Origin of the sequence: Massilia sp. LjRoot122 (genome assembly GCF_964252725.1) — a bacterium.
GTDB lineage: Bacteria > Pseudomonadota > Gammaproteobacteria > Burkholderiales > Burkholderiaceae_D > Telluria.
In genome coordinates this window covers 20,557-45,576 of record NZ_CAXUPB020000006.1, presented here as the reverse complement: position 1 = coordinate 45,576, position 25,020 = coordinate 20,557, and the positions used below count along the sequence as shown (strand labels likewise).

At 57.7% G+C, this 25,020-nt stretch carries 17 protein-coding genes; 12 read left to right on the top strand and 5 right to left on the bottom strand.

Features of this window, described 5'->3' with window-relative positions:
• Positions 1-484: 484 nt before the first annotated feature.
• Both ACSQ25_RS25905 and ACSQ25_RS25900 read left to right on the top strand, forming a co-directional pair.
• A complete protein-coding gene (locus ACSQ25_RS25905; protein ID WP_436108613.1) occupies positions 485-1,486 on the top strand; it encodes a nucleoid-associated protein in 1,002 nt (333 codons plus the stop codon).
• Positions 1,486-2,661 carry a hypothetical protein gene (locus ACSQ25_RS25900; protein ID WP_436108612.1) on the top strand — a complete coding sequence of 392 codons (1,176 nt, stop codon included), beginning with the start codon at positions 1,486-1,488 and terminating at the stop codon, positions 2,659-2,661. The genes ACSQ25_RS25905 and ACSQ25_RS25900 overlap by 1 nt, the downstream gene beginning before the upstream one ends.
• 285 nt (positions 2,662-2,946) lie before the next feature.
• On the opposite strand, the gene ACSQ25_RS25895 is transcribed toward ACSQ25_RS25900, so the two are convergent.
• The 4 genes from ACSQ25_RS25895 to ACSQ25_RS25880 all read right to left on the bottom strand — a co-directional run bounded on the left by ACSQ25_RS25895 (position 2,947) and on the right by ACSQ25_RS25880 (position 8,602).
• Positions 2,947-3,948 (bottom strand): DUF2891 domain-containing protein, encoded by a 1,002-nt coding sequence (locus ACSQ25_RS25895; RefSeq protein WP_436108611.1) that lies wholly within the window; start codon positions 3,946-3,948, stop codon positions 2,947-2,949.
• A gap of 141 nt (positions 3,949-4,089) precedes the next feature.
• Positions 4,090-6,051: an aminotransferase class V-fold PLP-dependent enzyme gene (locus ACSQ25_RS25890; protein ID WP_436108610.1), complete on the bottom strand. Its 1,962-nt coding sequence runs from the start codon at positions 6,049-6,051 to the stop codon at positions 4,090-4,092.
• 45 nt (positions 6,052-6,096) lie between these two features.
• Positions 6,097-7,074 carry a thioredoxin-disulfide reductase gene (gene trxB, locus ACSQ25_RS25885; protein ID WP_436108609.1) on the bottom strand — a complete coding sequence of 326 codons (978 nt, stop codon included), beginning with the start codon at positions 7,072-7,074 and terminating at the stop codon, positions 6,097-6,099.
• A gap of 10 nt (positions 7,075-7,084) precedes the next feature.
• Entirely contained in the window at positions 7,085-8,602 is a 1,518-nt protein-coding gene (locus tag ACSQ25_RS25880) for a leucyl aminopeptidase (RefSeq protein ID WP_436108608.1), read from the bottom strand.
• 236 nt (positions 8,603-8,838) lie between these two features.
• On the opposite strand from ACSQ25_RS25880, the gene ACSQ25_RS25875 reads away from it, so the two are divergent.
• On the top strand, positions 8,839-10,872 hold the full coding sequence (locus tag ACSQ25_RS25875; RefSeq protein ID WP_436108607.1) for a M3 family metallopeptidase: 2,034 nt from the start codon (positions 8,839-8,841) through the stop codon (positions 10,870-10,872).
• Positions 10,873-10,893: 21 nt separating this feature from the next.
• On the opposite strand, the gene ACSQ25_RS25870 is transcribed toward ACSQ25_RS25875, so the two are convergent.
• The gene (locus ACSQ25_RS25870; RefSeq protein ID WP_436108606.1) at positions 10,894-12,378 is read right to left on the bottom strand and encodes a PLP-dependent aminotransferase family protein; all 1,485 of its coding nucleotides are present in this window, start codon (positions 12,376-12,378) and stop codon (positions 10,894-10,896) included.
• Between the two features lie 156 nt (positions 12,379-12,534).
• Between ACSQ25_RS25870 and ACSQ25_RS25865 the strand changes: the two genes are divergently transcribed.
• From ACSQ25_RS25865 to ACSQ25_RS25825, 9 genes are all read left to right on the top strand, one after another.
• Positions 12,535-14,910, top strand: a complete 2,376-nt coding sequence (locus ACSQ25_RS25865; RefSeq protein WP_436108605.1) for a TonB-dependent siderophore receptor — start codon at positions 12,535-12,537, stop codon at positions 14,908-14,910.
• Positions 14,911-14,937: 27 nt separating this feature from the next.
• Positions 14,938-16,668: an ABC transporter ATP-binding protein/permease gene (locus ACSQ25_RS25860; protein ID WP_436108604.1), complete on the top strand. Its 1,731-nt coding sequence runs from the start codon at positions 14,938-14,940 to the stop codon at positions 16,666-16,668.
• A 96-nt stretch (positions 16,669-16,764) separates the two neighbouring features.
• A complete protein-coding gene (gene trxA, locus ACSQ25_RS25855) occupies positions 16,765-17,097 on the top strand; it encodes a thioredoxin (RefSeq protein ID WP_436108603.1) in 333 nt (110 codons plus the stop codon).
• Positions 17,097-17,960, top strand: coding sequence for a hypothetical protein (locus ACSQ25_RS25850; RefSeq protein WP_436108602.1), 864 nt, complete (start codon positions 17,097-17,099; stop codon positions 17,958-17,960). The genes trxA and ACSQ25_RS25850 overlap by 1 nt, the downstream gene beginning before the upstream one ends.
• Before the next feature lie 48 nt (positions 17,961-18,008).
• On the top strand, positions 18,009-20,903 hold the full coding sequence (locus tag ACSQ25_RS25845) for an insulinase family protein (RefSeq protein WP_436108601.1): 2,895 nt from the start codon (positions 18,009-18,011) through the stop codon (positions 20,901-20,903).
• A gap of 82 nt (positions 20,904-20,985) precedes the next feature.
• Positions 20,986-21,789 carry a sulfite exporter TauE/SafE family protein gene (locus ACSQ25_RS25840; protein WP_436108600.1) on the top strand — a complete coding sequence of 268 codons (804 nt, stop codon included), beginning with the start codon at positions 20,986-20,988 and terminating at the stop codon, positions 21,787-21,789.
• Positions 21,790-21,810: 21 nt separating this feature from the next.
• A complete protein-coding gene (locus ACSQ25_RS25835) occupies positions 21,811-22,512 on the top strand; it encodes an MBL fold metallo-hydrolase (RefSeq protein ID WP_436108599.1) in 702 nt (233 codons plus the stop codon).
• 110 nt (positions 22,513-22,622) lie between these two features.
• Complete coding sequence (locus ACSQ25_RS25830) at positions 22,623-23,051, top strand: Fis family transcriptional regulator (RefSeq protein WP_436108598.1); 429 nt, start codon at positions 22,623-22,625, stop codon at positions 23,049-23,051.
• Positions 23,052-23,131: 80 nt separating this feature from the next.
• The gene (locus tag ACSQ25_RS25825; protein ID WP_436108597.1) at positions 23,132-24,952 is read left to right on the top strand and encodes an aminopeptidase P family protein; all 1,821 of its coding nucleotides are present in this window, start codon (positions 23,132-23,134) and stop codon (positions 24,950-24,952) included.
• The last annotated feature ends 68 nt before the right edge of the window (positions 24,953-25,020 follow it).

The following is a 25,020-nucleotide window of genomic DNA, read 5'->3' as shown; positions in this document are numbered from 1 at the left end:
TGAACAGATGGAATTATGTTCGTCAACTGCCGATTATGTGTGTCAAATGTGAATTACGTTTGTCAATCTTAACTGACTAGCACCATACGCATTACTTTTAATTATAGGCAAGCCGGCCGTTGTGCACAGCAATACCTGTGGGATGGTGTGCATCGGCGGCTGAGCGTGGCGCTAACTGGCTAAGGTAGTCTCTAAGCGCGACGGATACTTCCCAATCGCGCTACTGTGGACACATATCGGCATTAATTGGCCTGTCGCGCCGACACACAGAGATACATCGTTTCTCGCTGACTATTTTGTCTAGCGCAGCAACTTGTGGTAAGCGACCGTTTATACAAGTAACGAAAAGCCCGTCTATGCCTGGCGGTCCACTGTCGAGAATAAATGCTTGAGTGCGAGGTCGGATGACGTCGCATAGTTTCCTCTATGCATCAATGAGATATAGCGATACAATTAATTGTTATTGCCAATATACTAACTCATCATGCAAATCGAAGAAGCGATCGTCCATCGCATTGACAAAGACCGTCACGGGAATGGCAAGCTCACTCTTGCACCAGCTTGCCTTGAGATTGATCCAGTCCTGACGGAAGCCGTCGCGAAGGCCCGAAAAACGTACGGCACTACGGCCAGCCGTGCGTTCGGTACCTTCGAGGCAAACGTTCGCCTATTCCCATTCAGCGGTCTGCTGAGCGACTACCTGGCTGGCAAACTAGATATGCTTAAGTTCTCCGGTCAAGCAATGACTATGCTGGTGCGCGAGATGGACAAGCAGGCCTTAGCTACTGGTGGCTACGCGCTTTTTGTCCGCTACGAGGAGCACGCTAAGACCTATTTCATGGTCGTATTGCTGAAATTGCGTGGCGGAGTCGGTATTGATCAGACTACTTTGACTTTGAGCCCGAACTTCTCCTTGGACGTAGACAAGCTTCATGAAGCGGCGCGAATCAATGTCGCTAACTGGAGTGCTGCGGATGGTAACTACATTTCGTTCGCCAAAAAGGGGAAATCCGATGCGGACTTCACAGACTACTTCCGTAACTTCCTAGGTTGCGCCGAGTTCGTCGAGTCCAAGGAGCAAACAAGTCTGTTGATCCAGGCGATCCGCGATTATTGCGTTGCAGAGAAGTTAGACGCAGACGACGCAAAGAAGATGAAAGAAAAGGCCTTCAACTATTTCTCGGAACAGGCACGCGACGGCAAGGGTGTAAGTCTGGTAGCACTATCGATGCGCTTCGACGATCAAAAACCGACCGCATTCAAGGAATACATCGAGCGAAGTGCAATCGAGATTGGTGACGGTTTCGAGCCGCACAAAAACACGTTCAAAAGGCTGATGCGCATCGGTGGTAAGGATGCAGACATCACTATTAACTTTGACATCGGCTTGATAGGTAACCGTGTGCGTTACGATAAAATCACAAGAGAGCTGCGCATCACAAACCTTCCTCCAGCGCTTATCGCTGCAATTGAAGCTGAAATGTAATGACCACAGCCTTTGATCATGCCGTCAAAGTTTACCGTGCATTGGGCAGGCCAGAGTTTGCTGGCGGGTTCTTCCGGGGGACGCTGAAAGTTACGGACGCGCTAATGCCTAGTCTGGTCAAACTGGCTGAGCTCGATTGGTTGCTGGCCCCTACGATGAAGAAGGTGGTCAATGATGCAGAGATCGAAGTCGAAATCAAAGTCGGTGTAGGCCAGTCAGCATTTTTCTCTCCAACGTGGGCGCATTTGCTGGCGAGCCACAACTTCAAGTATGCGCCTCCGGAAGTCTATTACGTAGCCGAAGATGATTATTTTAGTGCAGAGAAAATAAACACCGTTAACTCGCGACGCTATGCAGCGATCTTATCTCTCCTGAAAGTCCTGCGGGAGGTTGCTGACTACTGCGACGAGTCGCTGTCTGGCTTGAAGTTCGTGTTTTTGAATAAGACGAAGTTGGAGTTGCCAGTAAAGTACGATGCCGCCGACCTGCGCGACGTGCCTAAAGTGAAGGATCTTGAACACGATATGTTTGAGACTTCGTCTAAGCACAAAGGGCAGCGTCAGGTAATCATTAAGGTGATTTTGAACGAGCTGTTGAAGGACATAGCAGAAGATGCACGATTCACCAAGCTGCTCTCCGACTTCACGATCTTTACTCAGCGATACAGGGACAGCTACGACCTCTACATCGCCGAGTTCTCGTTCGAAAAGGTACTTGACGAGGTAAAAGCGCACAAGCTCGATTACACAATCAAGTTGAACAAAGTCTTCTCCGACATCCAGAATCAGCTCTTGGCGATCCCGGCCGCCCTGATCCTAATCGGCAGCAAGCTAACGCCGAAAGGGTTTGTCGAGTGGCAGAACTCGCTCACAATGCTCGGATGTGTGATCTTCGTGGCGCTCATGGACCTGTTGGTACGGAACCAGTACAACACGTTAACGGCGATCCTTGACGAGATCCGCAAGCAGACGGATTTGCTCATCAGCAAGCACGCTGCCCTCGTGCCCAAATTCAAAGATCCCTATGAGGACCTGGAGAAGCGTCACGCCCATCAGCGCTGGCTGATCAGAATCGTCGACGCCTTAGTGGCAGCGATGTTCTTGTGCTGTGTGGGGATTTATTATTGGTATTCGACAGGTGAGTATCACTGGCTGAAGTACTGGATCACACACTGATTCTTACGCGCGAAAGTCAAGTAAGTATCCCTGGCCACTATACGGACCTGCTGCACTTGAATCCACAACGTTTCACTATGGCGACTCCTGCGTGTGTGTTGCCGTTCGCTCGTATAGCTGTTCCTTGATCTCCTGCCAGTTCAGCATATACCTGTCCAGGTTAGTGGAAGGCTCTGGTGGTGTTTCAGGTGACACATTTCTTGCAGCAGGACATATCTATGGCGTCGCGAACGCCGTACCCCACTGGCGTTTCATGTATTCCAGCCGAACCCACCGCCGCCATCGCTACGAAGGCGAGTCAGTCATCGCCAGCACGGCAAATGTAGCAAGCCAATGCTCTCCCATGTAATGGTCGGCGATGTGTGGCAATGCGGCAGCCAGATGCTGGTTTGCACTCTTCTCGACTATTTCTCTGGCCGGTCCATCCAAGGAAGAGGCGAGCTCACGCCACGCCCACGCACGAGATAGATTGAGTCCGTCAAGATGAGCAATCCGACCGTCACTCCGATCGCTGACATGTGCCGGCTCAAACAGTGAGGATGGCTCCCGCTGCGCCAGGCCAGGCAAATAGCGTTCGAACCACGATTGAAAGTCAGGCTGGGGGAGCAGGCGTTTCATGGCCTGAGCCGTGCATAACGTGGGTGATAGGAAGTCTTCACCCGAGGGTTCCCACGCCACAGCATTCGTATCTGAACCAAACCACTGTAATGTCTTCTCTGCCAGCATTGCGCGGAGCTCGGTATCGCCGCAGCAGGTGGCAAAATCACTCACCAGTGTCAACGCGAAAGCCGAATTGCCATGCGCCCCAGCACGAACCGGATATGTCTGTAAGGGCAAGAATTTTTTAAAGCGGTCCGCAAACGCAAGCGCTAACGGTTCAAGATCGTCTCGCCAGACCTGCGCCGAGGATGATTCATCGAGGCATAGCTCCGCCTGCAGTTTCAAAATCCAGGCCCATCCATAGGGACGTTCGAATCCACGGCTCGATGCACGCTGGAGATAGGTAAGTTCAACGTCGACATTTCTCCGCGTCAGCCGATCATTCATTAATGCTTCGATTGCACCAGCCTCAGGCATGGATGGGAAAAGACGACGCAAGCGCACGAGTTGCCAAAAACCATGGACGCATGAATGCCAGTCAAAACTTCCGAAGAAAACCGGATGAATGCTTCGAGGCCTGTAAAGGTCGTACGCACCATCCATCACGTGGTCCGCTTTATGCGGAAATTCACGGGACACGTGGCCAAGCGTGATTTGCACATAGCGGCGTGCCAATGCCAGTGTCATGGCACCATCAAAATTTTTCATCTTAGGACAAGTGGAGAACAACGATCTGGTGAAGAAACGGCTGACGGCAGTTGCAGATAGCACACTCAAGCGGGGCGTTGACCCGGCAGACCGGGGCCGGGCCAGTTCACGGATATTCAATCAGGAGCCGGTCAGCGGTACTGGCGGCGTCAACGCAATCCCTCCGGAAAGATGAAACGCCTGTTCATAGCCAAGCTTGCGCAGGTGTCGTGCGGCGCGTTCGCTACGGTTGCCGCTTCGACAGACAAAAACGATCGGAGTGCGATCGGTGTCGGCCAGCCAGGCAGGCAAAGCGTTGGCCAGTTGCGTCACCGGCACATTGACTGTGAACTCCATGAAGTCAGTGTGCGCGCTAGCGAAATGTTCGAATGCTTCACGAACGTCCACTAGCGCAGTGGATGGTTGTTCGCGTAACAGAACCTGCAGTCCGCATCTGTCGAGATGAATGTCATGGGATCGATCCACGTCGCTTGCTTGTTGTACCTTGACTGTCGAATAAGTCGCTTCGCTCTCGCCCCCACACAGAATGGTATTGGAAGGTAATACGCTGGCAAGTTCAGCGCGACCAAGTTCTCCGGTAAAGGCCAGCCGCGGCTGACCATCCGCTGTCTCGAGGACATAGCAAACACCTTGCGCGCCGATGACGATCCGCCGTAGTCTTGACCCGCCGACGGTGATGCGGTCGTCCGAATATGGCCAGGTCACAGCGTCTTTGGTGGAAAGTTCAATGACGTGTTCATAACGGTGCCGAAGCAGTATCGTTGCGATCCGTTCCCGGGTTTCTGGGCGAGAATCGATGATGACGGCCATTCCTTGCTCAGCGTCCAGGAGCAGCCAGGAATTCACTTTCCCTGCCGCCACCTGAACAACACCATTGAGAGGCGATTCAGGGGCACCAGCCAACATGCCGGCCCTACGCAACGCTTCACCACAATGCCGGATGCGGCGACAAGCCTCAACAATTGTTGCTTCGTCCGTAGCGGGACCAAACGAGATCCGCAACGCATTGGTAGTGCGCCACTCGGGCAGTCCCATCGCCTGGAGCACATACGATGGCAGGGCTTTTGCGGCTGAACAGGCACTGCCCGCTGATACGCACACGCCAGCCGCATCCAGGGCATCGACCAAGTCTGCGCTCGACAGGCCTGGCACCGCGACGTTCAACGTGGTCGGCAGCGATTTGTCGAGGGGGGTATTGAACACGATGCCAGGGAAACTCGTCGACAAGGTGTCAATGAGAAGACCACGGAGTTTTTCCAACGCGGTATGGTCCCGGAATACGGTGCCGTTTTCGAGTTCAGCGAGCACCTCACCAAGTGCGGCTATCCCGGACATGTTCTCGGTACCGGAACGCTCCCCGTTTTCCTGGCCACCGCCGATCATCAGTGGAGTGTAAGGAGCCCCGGACCGCACGTATAACATACCGATCCCCTTCGGCGCATATAACTTATGACCGGAGAACGGTGCGTAGTCGATACGCGTTGAGGCCAGGTTCAAAGGAAGCTTGCCCAAGGCCTGCACACAGTCCACCAGCCACAAGGCGTTGCTGCCTTCGAGTATCGCACCAATGCCTTCAATATCCGAGATGACGCCGGTCTCATTATTGGCTGCCATGGTGCATACGAGAGCTGCGTCGGGAGTCAGGCGGCGCAACGTCTCCAGGTCGTGCCTGCCGTCGATATTGACTGGAATGGTGCGTATATCGAGGTTCAGTCCGAGCACCCGGTTCCAGTGGGTGAGACTTTCAGGTACCGCCTTGTGCTCCGTTGCACCATACAGGAGTAAGCTTCCCGCAGGCAGGCCGCGCTCACGCTGTTCCTTGATTGAACAAAGTGCCGACAGAACGGCGGTTTGTATGCCTTCCGTCGCGCCGCTATTGAACACTAGCTTGCCGGCGCCTGCTCCGACCACTCGTCGCGCCCGGGTTCGCACGGCAGTCAACAAAGTCCGCGCTCTCAAGCCGATGGAATGGGCGCTGCTCGGATTTCCATAGACTTCAGTTAAGGCCCGCACGACCGCGTTCACTACGGTGGGCAAGACGGTGGTAGTCGCATTGCTATCAAGAGAGATATCAGTATTCATCGAAGTAGATTGCTGAGAAATAGGGTCACTACGTGCCATGTGCCATCAAGCCAGCGCCATGGCTGGACGCGGCACGAACGCTTCCAGATAACGCTGTGCGTCGAGCGCGGCCATGCATCCGGAAGCTGCACTCGTGATCGCCTGGCGGTAGACCGAGTCTTGTACATCGCCGGCGGCGAACACGCCCGGCTTCGATGTCGCAGTGGCCATGCCCTCGCTGCCTGACTGGGTCTTCAGATAGCCACCGACCATATCCAGCTGCCCCGCGAACAGCGTCGTCTGCGGCTTGTGCCCGATCGCGACGAACACGCCATGCACCGGGAGCGAGGTCAGCTGCCCAAGATTCGAACGCAGGGTGAGCCCTGTGACGCCCTGATCGTCACCGTGGACCTCGTGCAGCTGGCTGTCGAGGATCAGTCTCACCTTACCTTCCGCGACTTTCGCATGGAGGCGGTCGACCAGGATCGGCTCTGCGCGGAAGGTGTCGCGCCGATGCACGAGGGTGACCTGACGTGCGATCTGGCTCAGGTAGAGTGCTTCCTCAACAGCCGTGTTGCCGCCACCGATGACGGCGACATCCTGGCCGCGGTAAAAGAAGCCATCGCAGGTTGCGCATGCCGACACGCCACGCCCCAGGTAAGCCTGCTCGCTAGGCAGGCCGAGATATTGCGCCGAAGCGCCGGTCGCGATGACCAATGCGTCGCACGTATAGATTCCGGTTTCGCCAATGAGGCGGAATGGCGTCTCGTTCAACAAAGCAGTCTGGATATGGTCGACCACGAGTTCGGTCCCGAAGCGCAGCGCGTGCTGCTGAAGGCGCTGCATCAGCTCCGGCCCTTGTACTCCCATGGGATCGCCAGGCCAGTTCTCGACATCCGTGGTGGTCATCAGTTGCCCACCGGTCTCCATCCCCGTCACCAGCATTGGCTGCAGGTTCGCACGCGCGGCATAAATCGCGGCGCTGTAGCCGGCTGGGCCGGAACCAAGGATCAGGAGCCTGGCGTGTTTCGTCGCTTTCGTCATCGTTATTTCCTCAAGTGGACTGCCCGCCCGCGCGCGTGCAGAGGTAGTGAGTCAGCATAGGCACCGGACGCCCGGTCGCTCCTTTGTCCTTGCCGGTGCGCCAGGCGGTTCCTGCGATGTCTAGGTGCGCCCACAACTGGCCACGCGTAAAGCGCTCGAGAAAGGCTGCTGCCACTACGGCGCCGCCACCAGGGCTGCCGATATTGGCAAGGTCGGCAAAATTGGATTTGAGCTGCTCGGCGTACACATCGTCGAGCGGCATGCGCCATGCGGGATCACCGGTTTCGCGACCAGCCTGAAGCAGATCGGCCGCCAACTCCTCGTGCGGGGCATCTGCCCGGGTGAACAGACCACTGTTGTGGTGTCCCAAGGCGACGACGCATGCTCCGGTGAGGGTGGCGATATCGATCAAGGCGCGCGGCTTGAAGCGCGCCGCATAACTGAGCGCATCGCACAACACCAGACGACCTTCTGCATCGGTATTCAGCACCTCGATACTCAAACCGCTCATCGACGTCACGATATCGCCGGGTTTGACCGCGCGACCGGAGGGCATGTTCTCGCATACTGCGATCATGCCGATCACGTTCAGTGGGAGATTCAGTTCTCCGAGTGCACGGAACACACCGAGAACCGCCGCCGCACCGCACATGTCGTACTTCATTTCATCCATCGATGCGCCGGGTTTGAGCGAGATGCCGCCTGAATCGAAAGTCAATCCCTTCCCGACCAGGACGATCGGCGCATCCCCCGTTTCTCCGCCGCGGTGCTGCAGCACCGCCAGCGCGGGTTGTTCTTCGCTACCGCCGGCGACCGCCAGGAAGCTGTGCATTTTCAATTCGGCCATTTCTTTGGGTCCAAGAACCTGGAGGCCAAAGCCGTACTCCTGAGCAAGCGCCTGGGCGCGTCCGACCAGGTAGGTAGGAGTACAGATATTGGGAGGCAGATCGCCCAGCTCGCGAGCGTATATGCTGCCCTTGGCCATTGCTTCGGCCTGTGCCAGGGTTTGGCGGGCCGCATCTGTCGGCGTCAACGGGAGAACAAGATCGCGTATCCCGGCCGGCCGTGCGTCCTTCTCGCTTTTCAGGCTGTCAGGCCGATAATCCATGTCGTGCACTGCCTGCACAACATGGCGCAAGGCCCAATGAAGGTCGCGGCCTTCGACCTGTTCAAATGGCAGGGCGAGCACGGCATCGCGCGCACCAATCTTGGAAAAACAGTGCAGCGCGTCACGTACGCCGCTCCTAAAAGCTTTCTCACCGAGCGATCCGCTCTTTCCCAATCCAACCAGCAGTACCCGCTGCGCTGAGACGCCAGGAGGTTGGCGCAGCATCAGGGTCGAGCCAGTTTTGCCGCTGATGTCCCCCGATTCGACGGCCAGGGTGATGGCGCCTTCAGCGTCGAGCGACCGTGCTTCCTGTGTGAGCACGCCACCCTCGTGGATGCCCACTGCGATGCAGCCCGCGGCGGTCCCTGATAATTCCGATCGCCCATCTGGCTGCGAAATTGGTTTCAATGTGATGTTCAATGCTGCCTCCTTGTGAGGCATTAATGCTAGTGCCTGCTGGACTGCGCTGACGGTACGCCCTGAGAGAAATCCGTCAGCCTGTGTCGACAGGAATAGCAGTACGGATGTGTAGAGCGGGCCCGTACCAACCGTCCCGCAGCATCGCGCCGTACAGTGGCCAGGAAGTCGTGCTTTCTGTACCGATCGTAAAGAATAAATGATTCTAAGATGTCATATTCCTTTACCCATCCATTGCCATGACGAATCCGCTGCTGGCCCTCGACGGCCTGCCCGATTTCCGCGCTATCGATCCTGTATCGATTGGACCAGCGATCGAGACCTTGCTTGCAGGCGCTTACGATGCATTGGCATTCGTCCGCGGTGACGCGGTTCCGCCCGACTACGAGAGTGTATCTACAGCACTCGATGCTCCTGTAGAACGCCTCAACTTCGGCTGGAACCTGGTAACGCACCTACAGATGGTCGCAGATAGCCCGGCGCTCAGGGAAAGCTACCGGGCTTACCTGCCGAAAGTGACCGCTTTCTACACGGCTCTGGGCAGTGACCAGGATTTATGCAGGAAATATCGCGCCATTGCAGCTGATACAGAACTGTCGCCACAGCGTGCCAGGGTGTGCTTCTTAGCGGTACAGTCAGCGCAGCTGTCAGGCGCGGAGCTGACGAGAGCCGACAAGCAACGCTTCGGCGCGATCGCCGATCGCAGCGCCGCCTTGTCGCAACGCTTTGCGACCAATGTACTGGATGCGACTGACCGCTTCGCCTGCTACGTGCAAGCGAGTGAGCTCGACGGTGTGCCTACGGACGTCTTCGAGGCGGCACGCCGGGCGGCTTCCGCAGACGGCCGGGAGGGTTGCAAGCTTGGGCTTCAAGCCTCCATGTACAACACGGTCATGCGGCACGCCTCCAATCGATCCTTGCGCGAAAAGCTTTACCACGCCTATACCACGCGTGCCAGTGAGTTTGGCCCGCATGAACTCGACAACACGGACCTGATGCGCGAGCTGCTGGCACTGCGGCATGAAAGGGCCCTCCTTTTGGGGATGGAAAACCATGCCCAGGTATCGCTCGCGCCGAAGATGGCGCAGGATTCAGAACAGGTGATCGCTTTCCTGCACGCGCTCGCCAGATCAGTCGGCGGGTCGGCTGATCGGGAAATCGAGGAGTTGCGCGTATTCGCCCGTAATGAGCTGCAGCTCAATCAACTGGAAGCCTGGGACCTGCCCTTCGTCAGCGAGCGTTTGCGCCAGGCTCGCTACAACTTCAGCCAGCACGAGGTCAAGCGCTACTTTTCCGTCGAGCATGTGCTGGACGGCCTGCTGGCACTCATACAGCGCCTGTTCGATGTGTGTATCGTTCGCGACGACGTGCCGACATGGCACGATAGTGTTCGCGCCTACCGCATGTTCCGGCATGGCGACGAACTAGGGGTGTTCTATCTCGACCTGTATGCGCGGCCGGGCAAGCGGGGCGGAGCATGGGTGAACGGTTTGCAGGCGCGCTGGCGTCAGGGCGCGCAGGTCCGCACCGCCCTCGCTTCAGTGGTGTGCAACTTTGCCACTCCGAACGAGCAAGGCCTTGCTTCGATCAGCCATGAAGAACTGGTCACCTTGTTCCACGAATTCGGGCATAAGCTGCATTTCATGTTGTCGACCGTGGACGAGCGTGGCATATCAGGGTTTTCTGGAGTGGAATGGGACGCCATCGAGTTACCCAGCCAGCTGATGGAGAACCTTGCCTGGGAATGGGAGGTGATCGAAAGCTTGAGCATGCACGTCGATAACGGCAACAGCCTGCCACGTTCCTTGTTCGACAAGATGTTGGCAGCGAAGAACTTCCAGAGTGGCCTGACGCTACTGCGCCAGATCGAATTCGCACTCTTCGACATAATGCTGCACGCCCAGCCGGTCCCCGCGAATGATGTCCGGGCGCTGCTGGACGTGGTACGCGCTGAGGTCGCACCGATGCCGGTGCCGGGCTATAACCGCTTCGCCAACACGTTTTCTCATATTTTTGCAGGCGGCTACGCGGCCGGCTATTACAGCTACCTGTGGGCGGAGGTGCTCTCCTCCGACGCCTGGAGTGTCTTCGAAGAAGCAGGCGTCCTCCACGATCAAACTTGGGAACGCTTCCGCCGTGCGGTACTGGAAGTGGGAGGCAGCCGCCCTGCTGACGAGAATTTTTTCCAATTCAGAGGGCGAGCGCCCACTCAGGATGCGTTGGTGCAAAAGCGCGGCATCCATGTGAGCGGTGGTGCGACATCAAGTGCCTGAAACCGATCCACCCGGGCGGAATTAGCGTCTCCTGTGCACCTGCAATAAGTGATCCAAGGCCGGCAGGAGCGGGCTGTGCAGGGTACGGCTAACGTTGAAACGCATCTTGGACCGGTTGCCCGCTTTGCGCGAAAAAAGCTCACCCGGCGCCGTCAGGTGGCCGGACTTCGACAACTCGTCGGCTATCGTCAGGGCGTTGGGTTCGCCGGGAAGCGTAGCCCACACATACATGCCGCTGTTCGGCTGCTGATCGAACGTGCAGCCAATCGCGGACAGTTGATCCATTACCGGCTGGCGGCATTCGTCCAGCCGGCCACGCAGTTGAGCACAATGATGGCGATACCCTCCCTGCGACAGGAGCTGATAGACGACGCGTTCGTTGGCGGAAGCCCCGGCAATTTCAGTCACCGTCCGGTAGATGAGCAGCCAATCGATGATTTTTTGGCTTGCGCATAGATACCCAAGGCGTAAACCCGGAGCGATTGTCTTGGAAAAACTACCAACGTAAATCACCCGCTCGAGCTGGTCGAGGCTGGCCAAACGGGTAGCCCCCGCTCCAGCCGCGGCTCCGATTGGCATCAGGTCGGAATAGGTATCATCCTCAACGATCGTAAAGTCAAACTCCTCTGCAAGCCGTAAGATTTGGTAGGCTTTGTAGGGTGAGATATGGCTTGACGTTGGACTGTGCAGTACAGAACTGCAGAAATAGAATTTCGGTCGATGCTGTACGCAGTGCTCGCGCAGCGTTTCGATATTGGGGCCGTCCGCCTCGCGTGGCACGTACAGCACATTCAAGCCGGCAGCAAGCAGACGGTCGAGTGTGAGGAAGGGCCCTGGATCCTCGACCAGCACGAACTCGCCGGCCTGACGCAAGTGCGACAGCACGACCAGGTGAAGTGCATGGGTGGCTCCAGACGTGACCATAATGCGCGATACCGGCGCCTCGATTTGCACGTCACGCAGTTTCGCCTGTAATTGTTGGCGAAGGGGCAGATAGCCAAGGGGATCGTTATACCCTGTCAAATTACGCACGCTCGCGCGCGCTACGGCACGCATTGCCTTGCCCAAACCTGACTCGTCCAGCCATTCCGGCGGCAAGGAGCCAACTCCACTAGTGCTGATCAGTCCGCTAACAGGCTGTACCAGCCGGAAGCGCCACCATTCCGGTAAGGGCTGGGAGACTGGGCTTTCGACGTTGCTGCGCGCCGGCCGTCCCTTGAGCTTTACGAAAAAACCCGAACCGGGCCGCGATTCCAGATGACCGTGTGCTACCAGCTTGTCATAAGAGCGCGCCACGGTATCGCGGCTGACCTCGCAGGCATCGGCAAGCTGTCGAACCGAATGAAGACGCTGGCCCGCGGTCAGCCTGCCTGCCTGTATCTGGGCGACCACCATGTCGAAAATGCGGTCGACCAGCGATAAGCGGTCATGCTGGTCCGTGATTTGGTCTAGCGCCTGTTTGTTTAGGGTGACAACGGGATGATGACTGGGACGTCCCCGGGGCATGCGAGCTCCTGCGCTGGATCTTTAAATTCCGTACTGATAAATACATCAGTACGCGACGGCGAATATGCGTCGTGACTGTACTGATATGACGCTAGTATGACAGAAATTATCGAATTATATTAGGAAACACTAACCACCCACGACAAGGCGTCTACCATGTATCGCACGGATTCAAGTTTCGCCCCCCGCATGTTGATTCTTCCTGCTGCCCTCGCCAGTGCATTTGCCCTGACTGGAGCGCTCCCCGCTTACGCGCAATCGACTGTGGAAGCGCCTGCTTCGAAGTCCGTGCACTGGTATGACCTGTCGTCAGGGTCCCTGGCGCGGACGCTTGACGCAATTGCCGCAACCAGTGGCCGGCCCATCGCTTTTATCCGTAAGGATGTCGAGCAGGGGCGCGCCAACGCGGTGCGCGGGAATTTGAGTGCATCGGCTGCGATCGCCCAGGCAGTGGCAGGAACCGGCTATATCCTGAACGAGGATGGCGTGGGCACCTTGGCGGTGACCCCTGCCACCCAAGTCGTCGTGACAGCAAAACGCGACGAAGCAGAAACCAGTTTCAAAGCGAGCCGCTCCGACACCGCAACACGAAGCGGCACGAGTCTGCATCTTGTTCCCGGCGGTGTCACTCTGATTACCGGCAAGGTGCTTGAAACCCAGCAGGCGACCAACCTGACCGACTCACTGCGCAATGTGAGCGGAATGTATTTGAACCAGTCGCCGCAAAGCACCACTACCTTCACAATTCGTGGTTTCGCCGCCACCAGCAACTCGAATGGTGTAACTGACAGCACTGCAACAACTCGCGGAGTCTATGCTGTTGAACGTATCGAAGTGCTGAAGGGGCCGCAAGCGATCCTGTCAGGCTCGGGCTCGCTCGGTGGCAGCGTGAACATCGTTGTAAAAAAGCCTCAGGCCGAGCCGATCAGGGACGTGACGCTGCAATATGGCACGCACAATGACAAAACGGCCGCAGTCGACCTGTCGGGCGCGATCACGGCTGACAAGCGCTTGACTTACCGTACGGTTGCCAGCATTGCCGATGCGAGCAGCAGCGACGCTGGAATGAATGGTCGCAACGAAAAGTCATTCATGCAGGCGATGCGATGGAAGGACAAGAACACCGATCTCATCGTTAATGCCGAATTCAACAAAGGCCATACGCCTCTGATGCGATACACCTTTGCACGCCGCGACGGGGTCATCCTGCCGGTTCCGGACCGCCTGTTGGGCCATCCGGACGATGGCTTCGATGCCCTCAACCGCAAAGTATCCTACCAGCTCGAGCAGCGCCTCTCTAACAATGCGACCTTGATCAGCCGCACGCAGTACACACGCAGTGAATTCGATCTCCACGTGCCGACGCCTGCCGGCTTGAGCTATGCGCCAGGCGCCCAACCCAATGCCCCGCGGCCAAACATGACCTTCTTTTCGGGACGTACTATCCGAGAAGACGAAACGACGAGCGGCGACCACTATTTGCGACTCGCCCTTCAAACAGGTCCGGTACGTCACAAACTTTCCGTTGGACTCAACCATACAAGTTTCGCTTTCAAGCAGCATGCACGAACGGGAACCTCGTATTCCGTTCCAGTGTACGAATCCACGCCATTCGAATTTCAGGATATGCGTGACCGGGCAGCGAATCCAAGCAGCGATGGGAACAACGGCTTGGGACAGCAAGCAGCCTATCTGCAGGATCTGATGTCTTACGAGAAGTGGAACTTGCTGGTCAATCTGCGGCGTAATCGGTACACCTTGGACGACAGCTCAAGCACGTTCTATCCATCCAATCTGGTTTCGTTCCAACCCGGCTCGAAGTCCTACTCGACCACTCCTGGCGCCGGCCTGGTCTATCAGCTTAACGACCAGACTGCCTTATATGCCAGCTATGGGGAAGGCTTCTTGCCGCAGACTTCGCTGCGCTGTGGTGGGGGTATCGTGCCACCGCGAGAGACGCGTAGCCGCGAACTCGGGGCAAAATTCGACCTGCTCGACAGTCGCCTGGCGTTGACCACCAGCGTGTTCTCGATGCAGGAGTCCAATCGCCTTGTTTTCTTCCGTGCTGGAAACTGCTATGACGTGCGGGAAGCGCAGCGCACCAAGGGATTGGAAATCGACGCCCAGGGTCGTCTGGCGCCAGGCCTGGAAACTGTATTCAATTACACCTACACCCGAAGCAAGGATGTCACCCTTACGACAACGGCGTTCGCTGGGCAACCCAAGCACAAGATGAGTATGTGGACGATTTATGATTTCCAGTCTCCCGCCCTGAAAGGACTCGGCATCGGCGTGGGCCTTAGTGCAAATAGCTGGGCATACGGAAACACAAATGCAACCGAGCAGTTCATTGTTCCTGGCCAGGCCCAGATCGATGCCAGCGTTAACTACAAGCGCGGCCCATGGGTCATGACCTTGGGCGTAAAGAATCTGGCTGACCGCACCCTGTACGCAACCACGGTCAGTAACGCATTCGTGCCGGTATTGCCCGGACGTGAATTCATGTTAACCGTAAAACATAGCTTTAAATAAGAACGCCCTCAGTAGCGGAAAGTATATATGGACGACCACAACAAGCATGAACCTCCCCGGCCGCCGCTGAGGACTCTGATCTTCGGCTTCTGGCGCGAATCCGGGAGCTGGCAGGCCTATTTGATGCTCGGCATGGTGTTGGCGATCATGTTCGGGGGGGTATCGCTGCACGTTTGGGCAAACAAGCTTTCTGGCCAGGTTACCGACGCCTTGCTCACTATGAGTTGGGAAAAAATTTGGCCAGTTCTTGCGCTCAGTGTTGCTGCCGGTGTAAGTATCGGGATGATTATGGTCATTAATACCGCAATCCAGAACCTGATCGACCTGAAGTGGCGTACGTGGCTGACGGACAAACTGCAGAACGAATGGCTTGAGGCGCACGCCTTCTACGATATCGAACGTGAAGGGGTGTTGTCGAATGCCGACCAGCGGATCGCGGAAGACGTCAAGTTGTTCACCGACCAGACTCTCACGCTGTCACTCAGTTTCATTAATGTGATCGTGAACGTCGTGACCTATTCAGCTCTTCTGTGGGGCTTGTCTGGGATTATGAAATTCAACGTTGGTAGTACTGCATTTGCGATTCCTGGCTACATGGTGTTCATCGCGTTCGCGTACAACATCGGCAGCCTTACCCTGATCCACTGGGTCGGCAAGCGCCTGATCGGCTTGAATATGGAACGGCAAGGGGTTGAAGCCGACTACCGCTTCGGCGCAATGCAGGTGAGAGAGAACGCTGAACAGATCGCGTTCTACGGAGGCGCCGCGACCGAGCGCTCACGGCTCACCAAGCTATTCGCGCGCATTCGCGCCAATACGGTTTCGCTCATTGAGCGTCAAGCCAAAGTGATGATGACCTCATCCGTTTATAGTCACCTGTTTACCGGCCTGCCAGTGCTTGCCGCGCTGCCGCGCTACCTGGCAGGCGAACTCACAATGGGCGGAATTACTCGAGTCGCCGGCGCCTATGGGATGTTGAGTAGTTCGTTGAGCTACTTTAGCCAGGCCTACCAGAGCTATGCCAACTGGTTGGCTTATGCTAACCGGGTGCGCGACCTGCAATGGGCGATTCACAAGGCCCAGCAGCGCAAGAGCGGGTTCGCCGTCATGCGGAAGCCGTCTGCAGCACTCACGACTGGGCCGCTGGCGGTACTCGATCCATTGATGCGCCCGCTGACTGAAGTCGGCTCCTTGCGCTTCGCTCCTGGTGAGCGCTGGATGGTGCGCGGGCCTTCAGGCGCTGGCAAGAGCACCCTATTGCGCGTATTGGCTGGCTTGTGGCCCTATGGTTCTGGGAGTGTGACAATTCCGCAAGGCGCAAAGGTAATGTTTGTGCCACAACGTAGTTATCTCCCCACAGGCTCATTTAAGGCTGCAATGTGTTATCCAGAAGCACCGGACGCCTACGACGACGCGCATTGTCGTCAGGTGCTTGCCTATTGCGGACTCGACCAACGGATTCCTGACCTGAACGCATACGATAACTGGCAGCAGCAGCTTTCTGGCGGCGAACAGCAACGGGTGGCGTTTGCGCGTGTCTTACTGCACTGCCCTGACTTCGTGTTCCTTGACGAAGCGACCAGTGCTCTCGACCCAATCCTGGAAACGCGCCTGTATATGGCGTTGACTGAACGATTGCCGAAGGCAGCAATCATCAGCGTGGCGCATCGTGCCGAACTGAGCAGGTTCCATAACCACGTGCTGGACGTCCAGCCGCACACCGATATCCGTACTGAAAAAATCTGTCAGAACGCCTGACAGAATCCCGCCATTTCCGTCCTGATCTCACCTGGCCCGGGCTGCTATTCTGCCCTGGCTGGTTTCGTACATCCGTTCATAATGAGAAAGCATTCAATGAATTCAACTATCCTTACCGCAACCGAAGCATCGTTCGACGCCGATGTGCTCCAACAACGCGGCTTGGTGTTGGTGGATTTCTGGGCCGAGTGGTGCGCTCCATGCCGCGCGCTTGCCCCTATCCTTGACGATGTCGCTGCCGAGTATCCGGAGATCCGCGTCGTCAAAGTGAACGCCGACGAAAATCCTGACCTCTCGAAGAGAATCAACGTGCGCGGTCTGCCCAGCCTGGTACTGTTTATCGACGGTGTCGAGCGCGAGCGTTTGCTGGGCCTGACGTCCAAAACGCGCTTGGCTGCCCTGATCGACCAACATCTGGAGTCGCAATAATGATTGCAGCACTCCACGGAAGCAGTGACATGCAGTCACGACTGCTCGCAAGGCTGGGCAAGCATGAACAAGCTAAAAGCATCGTCCCGAGCGCCTTCGCGTGGACAGGCGAAAAAGGCAGCCTCGTAGGCTGCCTGCTCGAAAGCCCGGACGCATCACAATGGGAATCCGAACTGGGCCTGCCACAATGGTTGGCTGTGGTCGCCGATAAAATCGCACAGCATTCAGGCGATGTGGAAACTGCCGCAGCATTCGGCGCGCGATTCATTTCGGCCATTTCCCCTGGCGCGGATCTGGAACCGCTGGGCAGCCAGTTCATTCTCCGTTTGCTGGGCGACCTGAAGGGGCGCATTGCGCTGCCAGCCGGCGCTGCTTCGGAAGCGCTTGCCGAAGTGGAACGGCTTCATCATTGTGTGGCAACGAAACAGCCAGTGACTCCGCAGGATTGGCGCGCCGCGCGCCGCGCCGCGACAGCTGCCACCGATGAGGTGGTCGATGCGATGCCGCGAGCTTTATCAACCTGCGCTGAAACTGCGGCATGGAATCCTGCAACATCACCGGCTGCAGTGTATGACGTCCTCCGAACTTGGGCTGTCGCACGCAAAGAGCTGGCGGCGCTCGATGCCGGCTGGCGTCCCGAGTACGAACCGACATTGCGGGCCCACCTGAAAGAACTATTCGACAAATATCTCAAAGATAAGCCGGAACTACAGAAGACCTTGACTGTATTTGAGCTGCTTGCCGAGCACTATCCGGAAGACGACCGCCTGGTCCGCCTGAAGAACGGCATCGATCGCGACGCCGATAAAGCCTCCTATCCGTACGCGGCAAACATTCTGTTAGAACTGCTGCAAGCTGCCTGAGTAACTTGCCGGCGGCTCGTGCCGCCGCGCCGCCATCAACGAGCGATCATGAGCCCATTCGAACTATTACGCACCCATTCCATCCCCTCGCTCCAGGCAAACCTGGAGGAATACCGCGATTCCTCGACCGGTGCCCGCCATGTCCATTTGGCAACCGATCAGAACGACATGGCCTTCCTTGTTGCTTTCCCGACTGTTCCAGAGAACAGTGATGGACGCGCTCATATCCTCGAGCACCTGGCCTTGTCGGGCTCGGAACGCTATCCGGTCCGCAATCCCTTCTTTTCGATGATGCGACGCTCCACAGCGAGCTTCATGAATGCGATGACCTATGCCGACCGCACCGTCTATCCGTTCGCCAGTACGGATTCCAGTGATTTCTTCAATTTGCTCGACGTCTACCTGGACGCGACCTTCTTCCCGAAGCTTGATTACCTGACGTTTCTGCAAGAGGGATGGCGCCATAGTCTCGACGGGGACAAGCTGACCTACCAGGGCGTGGTGTTCAACGAGATGAAGGGCGCGTTTGCCGATCCTGGGCGTGCGCTATACCAGGGGATTCTCACTGGCTTGCTTCAGGGGACGACTTATGAAGTGGTTTCGGGCGGTGACCCGCTCGCCATCCCGGACCTGTCCCATACTGAGCTCAAGAAATTCCATGCCGAGCACTATCATCCGTCCCAAGCGGTATTCATGACGGCTGGCCCGATCCCTGCAACTGAAATCCAGCAGCGCATCGGCGAACGCGTCCTGAGCAGGCTGACTGGCATCGCTCCGCTAAAAACTCCTCAACTGGCCAGCGTTGAATCGCCGCGCCAGGCCTCGGTCAAGGTTCCCGCCCAAGCGGGGCGTGATGACGGGTACGGTGTGCAGTTCGCCTGGATTATCGGCGAGTCCGGACACAGCGCGGACTACCATCAAGCGGGACTGCTGCAAGCCGGCCTGCTTGGCGATGCGTCGGCGCCGGTACGCAAGGCCATGGAATCGGCCGGTTATGGCCGCCCTTCCCGAATCAACGGCATGGATCCAAACCCTCGGCAGCTGATGTTCCACCTTGGAATGGAAGGCCTGAAACAACATCAGGTAGCCGACGCCCAGATCCGTATCTGGGAAGCGCTGGAGCAAGCTGCGAAAAGAGGCGTACCGGAGGCGGTGCTACGCGCAGCGCTCCGCGACACGCGTTATCGCCAACGCGACACCTCGAGCAACCGGATGCCGAACGTCCTGGCCCGCATGCTGGAAGCAGTGCCGGTGGCGATGCGCGGCGGTGATGTGCAGAGTGCATTCGACAGCGAACGCGCGCTTGTCGAGCTCGACCGGCAGATTGCCGAACCCGATTTCTTCAAAAACATGGTGCGCGCGCTGATCGATTCACCAGCCCGCCTGACTGCAACGATCGTGCCTGATCCGGAATATTTTGCCAAGCGCGAGCTCGCAGAAACGGAGCGCCTGGCGCGCGCTGCGGCAAGCCTGAACGACGAGGAACGGCGCCGCATCGATGCCGAAAACGCTGCTTTGCTGGAGCAGCAGCGCCAGCAGACCGATACATCGCTGCTCCCCCGCATCCGGCCATGCGACGTTTCGACTGAGCCGCGGCTGCTCCCTGACGTCGCCGCAGGCTTGGGATACAAGCAGGCGATTTCAATCGCTTCCAATGGCATTTCGTATGCTCGCGTGCAATACGATGTCTCTTCCCTGCCAGAGCATGATTGGCCGTGGCTGCAGCTGTATGTCGATTTGCGCCGCGACCTTGGAGTGGCAAACCGCAGTTATGACGAAGCCGATGCCTGGCGCAAACAACGCACGCCTGCATTCAGCTTGCATCTTGCACCAGCGCTGTCGGACGGCTCCCTCAAATTGGCGCTCAGTTTCCAGGCTAGCGGGTTGCGCGAAGAACACACGGGCATTACCGAGGTACTCGACGCCTACATTGGCAGCCCGCGTTTCGATGAATTCCCGCGGATCGCGTTCCTGTGTACGCAGACCGGCCAACAGCGACTGAAGAACCTGGCGCAAGCAGGCGATCAATATGCCGGCCTGATGGCTGCCGCATCCGGGTCCGAATTGCGCTACTTCGAAAACGCCACCGCAGGCATTGGCTACCTACCTTTCGTGGCACGTATCCAGCGTCAGGTCGCAACGGACGATGGAATTGCACAGGTTGCCCGGCAACTGGAGAGAATCCATGCGTTCGTGACGGCATGCCCCGTTTCCGTGATTTGCGCAGGAAGCGGCGACGATGCGGAACGACTGGCTGAATTGATTAACGTTCCTGGCTCCACGATTTCACGCGAGATGGGCTCAGACGTCGCACCGTCCCGCGTCTTGTGCACTGGTCAGCAAGGCAAAGAATATGCCCTGCATGCGCCAAGCCAGGTCAATCATTGCAATATCGCCTGGCCAGTACCCGATGAAAGCCACGCCGATGCTGGCGCTCTGGCCGTGGCAGCCGAACTGTTGACGCAGCGCTTCCTGCATACCGCCATCCGCGAAAAGGGAGGCGCTTATGGTGGCGCAGCCGGCTATGCCTACAGTGCCGGAATCTTTACGATGAGGTCGTACCGCGACCCTCGGCTGGCGGGAACCTATGCCGACTTTTCAAGTGCGGTCGAGGCACTTCTTGAAACCGAGCTTTCGACCGAACAGGTGGAGGAAGCAATCATCTCGGTTATCAAAGGCCTGGACCGCCCGCTGTCACCCTTCGACGCGGTCCTTGCTGCAGTTAATCTGCAGCGCCGCGGAATCGATCCAGTCGACCGCTCGCGTTTCCGGAAGGCTGTGCTCACCTGCACGGAAGCTGACGTCAAGGCTGCAGTGGATAAATGGCTGAGCCGGAACCCGGGGCATCGGGCGGCCTTCGTCGGTAATGTGAACCAGGACCTGGCAGGGCTCGACGTCGTCGAACTCCTTCCCCTGTTCGACGCTGAGAAGGCAGCAGCTTGAACAGTGCCCCGCTTTGCCTGCGCCGGGTTCATCGCGAGCCCAGGCGCGGCGTGCTTTTGCCGACGAAGTGGCGAAGCGGTCCATGATCGCCATTGTCCTAGGCCTTGCAGTTGGACTGGTCCTCGCGCTCACTGGTGCTGGAGGCGGCATCCTTGCCGTGCCGCTACTGGTTTTTTTCACGGGAATCAGCATGGCACAAGCGGCACCGATCGGTCTGGTCGCCGTCGGCTTGAGCGCTGGTCTGGGTGCCATGCTTGGGCTCAGGGTGCAGATAGTGCGCTATCGGGCAGCGCTCCTGATCGCCGGAGCGGGAATGCTGCTTGCCCCGCTCGGACTCTGGCTGGCGCAACGTATCGATAATCGCTGGCTCGTCGTCCTGTTCGCCTTCGTGCTGCTCGATGTGGCCTGGAAGAGCTACCAGAAATCCCGCGGCGGCAGCAGCGACAAGGTCCGAATGCCGGTTTGCATACGCAGTACATGCAGCGGACGCTTCATCTGGACTACCTCCTGTGCACGCGCGCTGGCGCGTACAGGCGGAGCGGCTGGCCTGCTCTCCGGCCTGCTCGGTGTCGGTGGCGGCTTCGTGATCGTCCCCGCACTTCAGCGACATACGGACTTACCGATGAGTTCAACGGTTGCCACCTCGCTGGCGGTGATTTTCCTGGTTTCGCTGTATGCGGTGGGGATCAACGTTGCGAGTGGAAATATGGAGTGGACGGTCGCGCTACCGTTTTGCACAGGAACGCTCGCAGGGATGCTGGGAGGACGGGCCATTGCCTCCCGCATTGCAGGCGCCCGTATTCAACAATGCTTTGCCGGCCTCGCCGCGCTTGTTGCCTTGGCCATGCTGGTGCGCGCCTGGCTTCCTATGGCGGGAATTGCGTAAGTCGCATTTGAGGAGCTTTACATGAACACCATTCCAATACAGCTGTTCGACACTGAGTCATCCACCTTTACGTATATCCTCATCGCTCCTGGAGACACCCAGGCGGTCATTATCGATCCGGTGGCACGTCACCTCGAACGCGACTTGCAGCACCTCGAGCGCCTGGGTCTGACGCTTGCCTATGTACTCGAGACGCATACTCACGCGGATCACGTCACCTCGGCTGGACGATTGCGTGAACGTACAGGCGCCAGCGCTGCCGTCCCTGGGGGATGTGGCATCGCCGGCGCGGACGTCCAGTTGGAGGACGGCAGCACCATCCGGTTCGGCGCGGATGAAGAGATCCTCGCCTTGCATACGCCTGGGCACACTGCGGGAAGCATGTGCTATCTCTGGCGCGGCAATGTCTTCACCGGCGACACCCTTCTGATTGATGGCTGTGGAAGAACCGACTTCCAGGGTGGCGACCCCCAAGCCTTGTATACAAGCATCACCACCAAATTGTTTTCCTTGCCGGAGACGACAAGGGTATGGCCAGGTCACGACTATCAAGGCCGCTGTGTCTCGACCATTGGCTGGGAAAAGCGCTGTAACCGGCGCCTGTCCAATCGCAACGCCGACGACTTTGTTGAGCTGATGAAACGTCTCGACTTGCCGAAGCCGAAGTTAATCGACGTCGCCGTACCTGCAAACCGAGAACTCGGCTTGCGGCATGAAAGCTGAATGCGGCTGACGGACGACTGACCACGCAAGAGGGTAGTTTTCATCGAGAGGCCCGGCGGCCTTCCTGATGTCATGGCGTTGAATTAACCAAGAAAATCAATGGAGATGATGTGAACAATTGGACCTTGCGTTTGCGTCAATCGCATATCCAACGAAAAGCAGACAGGGTTGAGCTTCTACCCTTACCAAAGCCTGTTCGCGATGGCTTTTCCCTGCAGTGCCACCTTCAGCTGGAGGCTTTGCGGACGGGTAACGGATCGCTTATGTCACTTCAGCTTCTCATGCGGGTTGCACTGGCAACAGCAGTATTGCAGCAACTCGGCTATGGCAATTCGCCCAACCAGCCAATCGAAGAATATGAAGCGGCGGCGGCTGCGGCACTTGGCACTGGCTCAGATGGCAGCTTTCAATTTGATCAAGCGGCTTTCCAATTGTTCGCGCGCCTGCTCACCAACCACGATCAACAACTCAACGCCGTGCCAATCAAAGCACTCGCTTATGTCGAGGAAAAATTGCGGCAATACAGTAAAGCTGCGTAAGTCCTTGCATCACTCGTGCTTTTGTTTGTTCAAACCAAACATCAAGGTTTCCTCCTTTTTCCCGAACGATTTACTGAGCCATGTGCATCATCGATAACCCATCCGCCATTGCGGCAAATCTTGCACAGTTGCGTCAAGCAATGAAGCGTCACGGTATCGATGCTTATATCGTGCCGTCGAGTGACCCCCACCTGTCCGAATATCTTCCGGCACACTGGAAGGGACGCGAATGGCTGTCCGGCTTCACCGGGTCAGTCGGCACGTTTATCGCTACCTTGGATTTCGCGGGGGTGTGGACCGACGGCCGGTATTGGACCCAGGCCGAGAATGAACTCGCCGGCACGGAGACTGTACTGATGAAGATTTCGGGCGCCGCCGCAGGGCGGATGCACGTGGACTGGCTTGCCGCCAACGTGCCTGCGGGCTTCACAGTGGCGGTCGACGCGCGCGTACTGGGCTTGGCCGCAGCGCGGCTGCTGTCCGATACGCTGGCTGCGCGTGGAATCGCGCTACGCACCGACATTGATCTTCTTGACGAAGTCTGGACCAGCCGTCCGGCACTGCCGGCGGAGCCGGTCTTCGAACACTTGCCGCCATATGCCACCATGGTGCGTCTCGACAAGCTCAAGGCGACCCGTGCAGAATTAGCGAAGCTGGGCGCCACGCATCACTTCATTTCGAGCTTGGATGACATTGCCTACCTGCTCAACCTGCGCGGCACGGATGTGAGCTTCAATCCGGTGTTTCTTGCGCATGCGCTCGTTACACCGGAACGAACACGCTTATTCGTAGGCAGCGGCAAGATTCCAACCGGCGTACGGGAGCGGCTGGAAGCCGATGGGGTGGACCTGGCTCCGTATTCAGACGCCGCCGAAGCATTGGCCGCGTTGCCAAAAAACGCGGTTTTGCTGATCGATCCCAACCGCGTAACGGCCGGCATGCGAGCTGCGGTTCCCGACGGTGTGCGCGTTGTCGAAGCCATCAACCCGACTACCTTTGCCAAGTCGCGAAAGCTGGAATCGGAAGCGGTCCACGTGCGGGCCGCCATGGAACAGGACGGGGCCGCGCTGTGCGAGTTTCTCTCGTGGCTCGAGCCACAGCTCGCCGACCAGAGCCGTACACCGCTCAATGAGTTCGATATCGACACCCATATCACGGCTGCGCGTGCACGCCGACCGAATTTCGTTAGCCCGAGCTTTGCAACCATTGCCGGCTTCAACGGGAACGGTGCGATCATGCACTACCGCGCCGCCCAGGAGTCCTGTGCTGCGATCGAGGGTAACGGTCTGTTGCTGATCGATTCGGGCGGACAGTACCTGGGTGGCACGACCGACATCACGCGCGTGATCCCCGTGGGTAGCCCGTCGGATGAGCAGAGGCGCGATTACACTCTGGTGCTTAAAGGCCTGATCAACCTGTCGTCCACGCGTTTCCCGCGCGGTACCCGTGCCCCGTTGCTGGACGCGATCGCGCGCGCGCCAATCTGGGCCGCCGGCATCGACTACGGCCACGGTACCGGCCACGGCGTCGGTTACTTCCTCAACGTTCACGAAGGTCCACACTCCATTTCGCCTTGGGCGCCCCCGGGACCGCACACGGCCATGGAGCCGGGCATGATTACATCGATCGAACCGGGCATCTACAGGCCAGGCCACTGGGGTATTCGAATCGAAAACCTGGTCCTCAACCGGCCGCTGGTGAGCACTGAATTCGGCGAATACCTGAGCTTTGAGACTCTCACCCTATGTCCGATCGATACACGCTGCCTTGATCTGACGCTGCTACGTCCTGACGAAATCAATTGGTTGAACGGCTATCACGCGGTCGTGCGCGATCGCTTGTCCCCTCACGTGAGTGGCGCAGCACTTGACTGGCTGATACTGCGCACGGAGGCAATTTAATCTCCAAGCTACCAAAATGCGCTCGCATGGATACTAGCCGGTGCGCGCCATCCTGCTCCTCTTTCGGT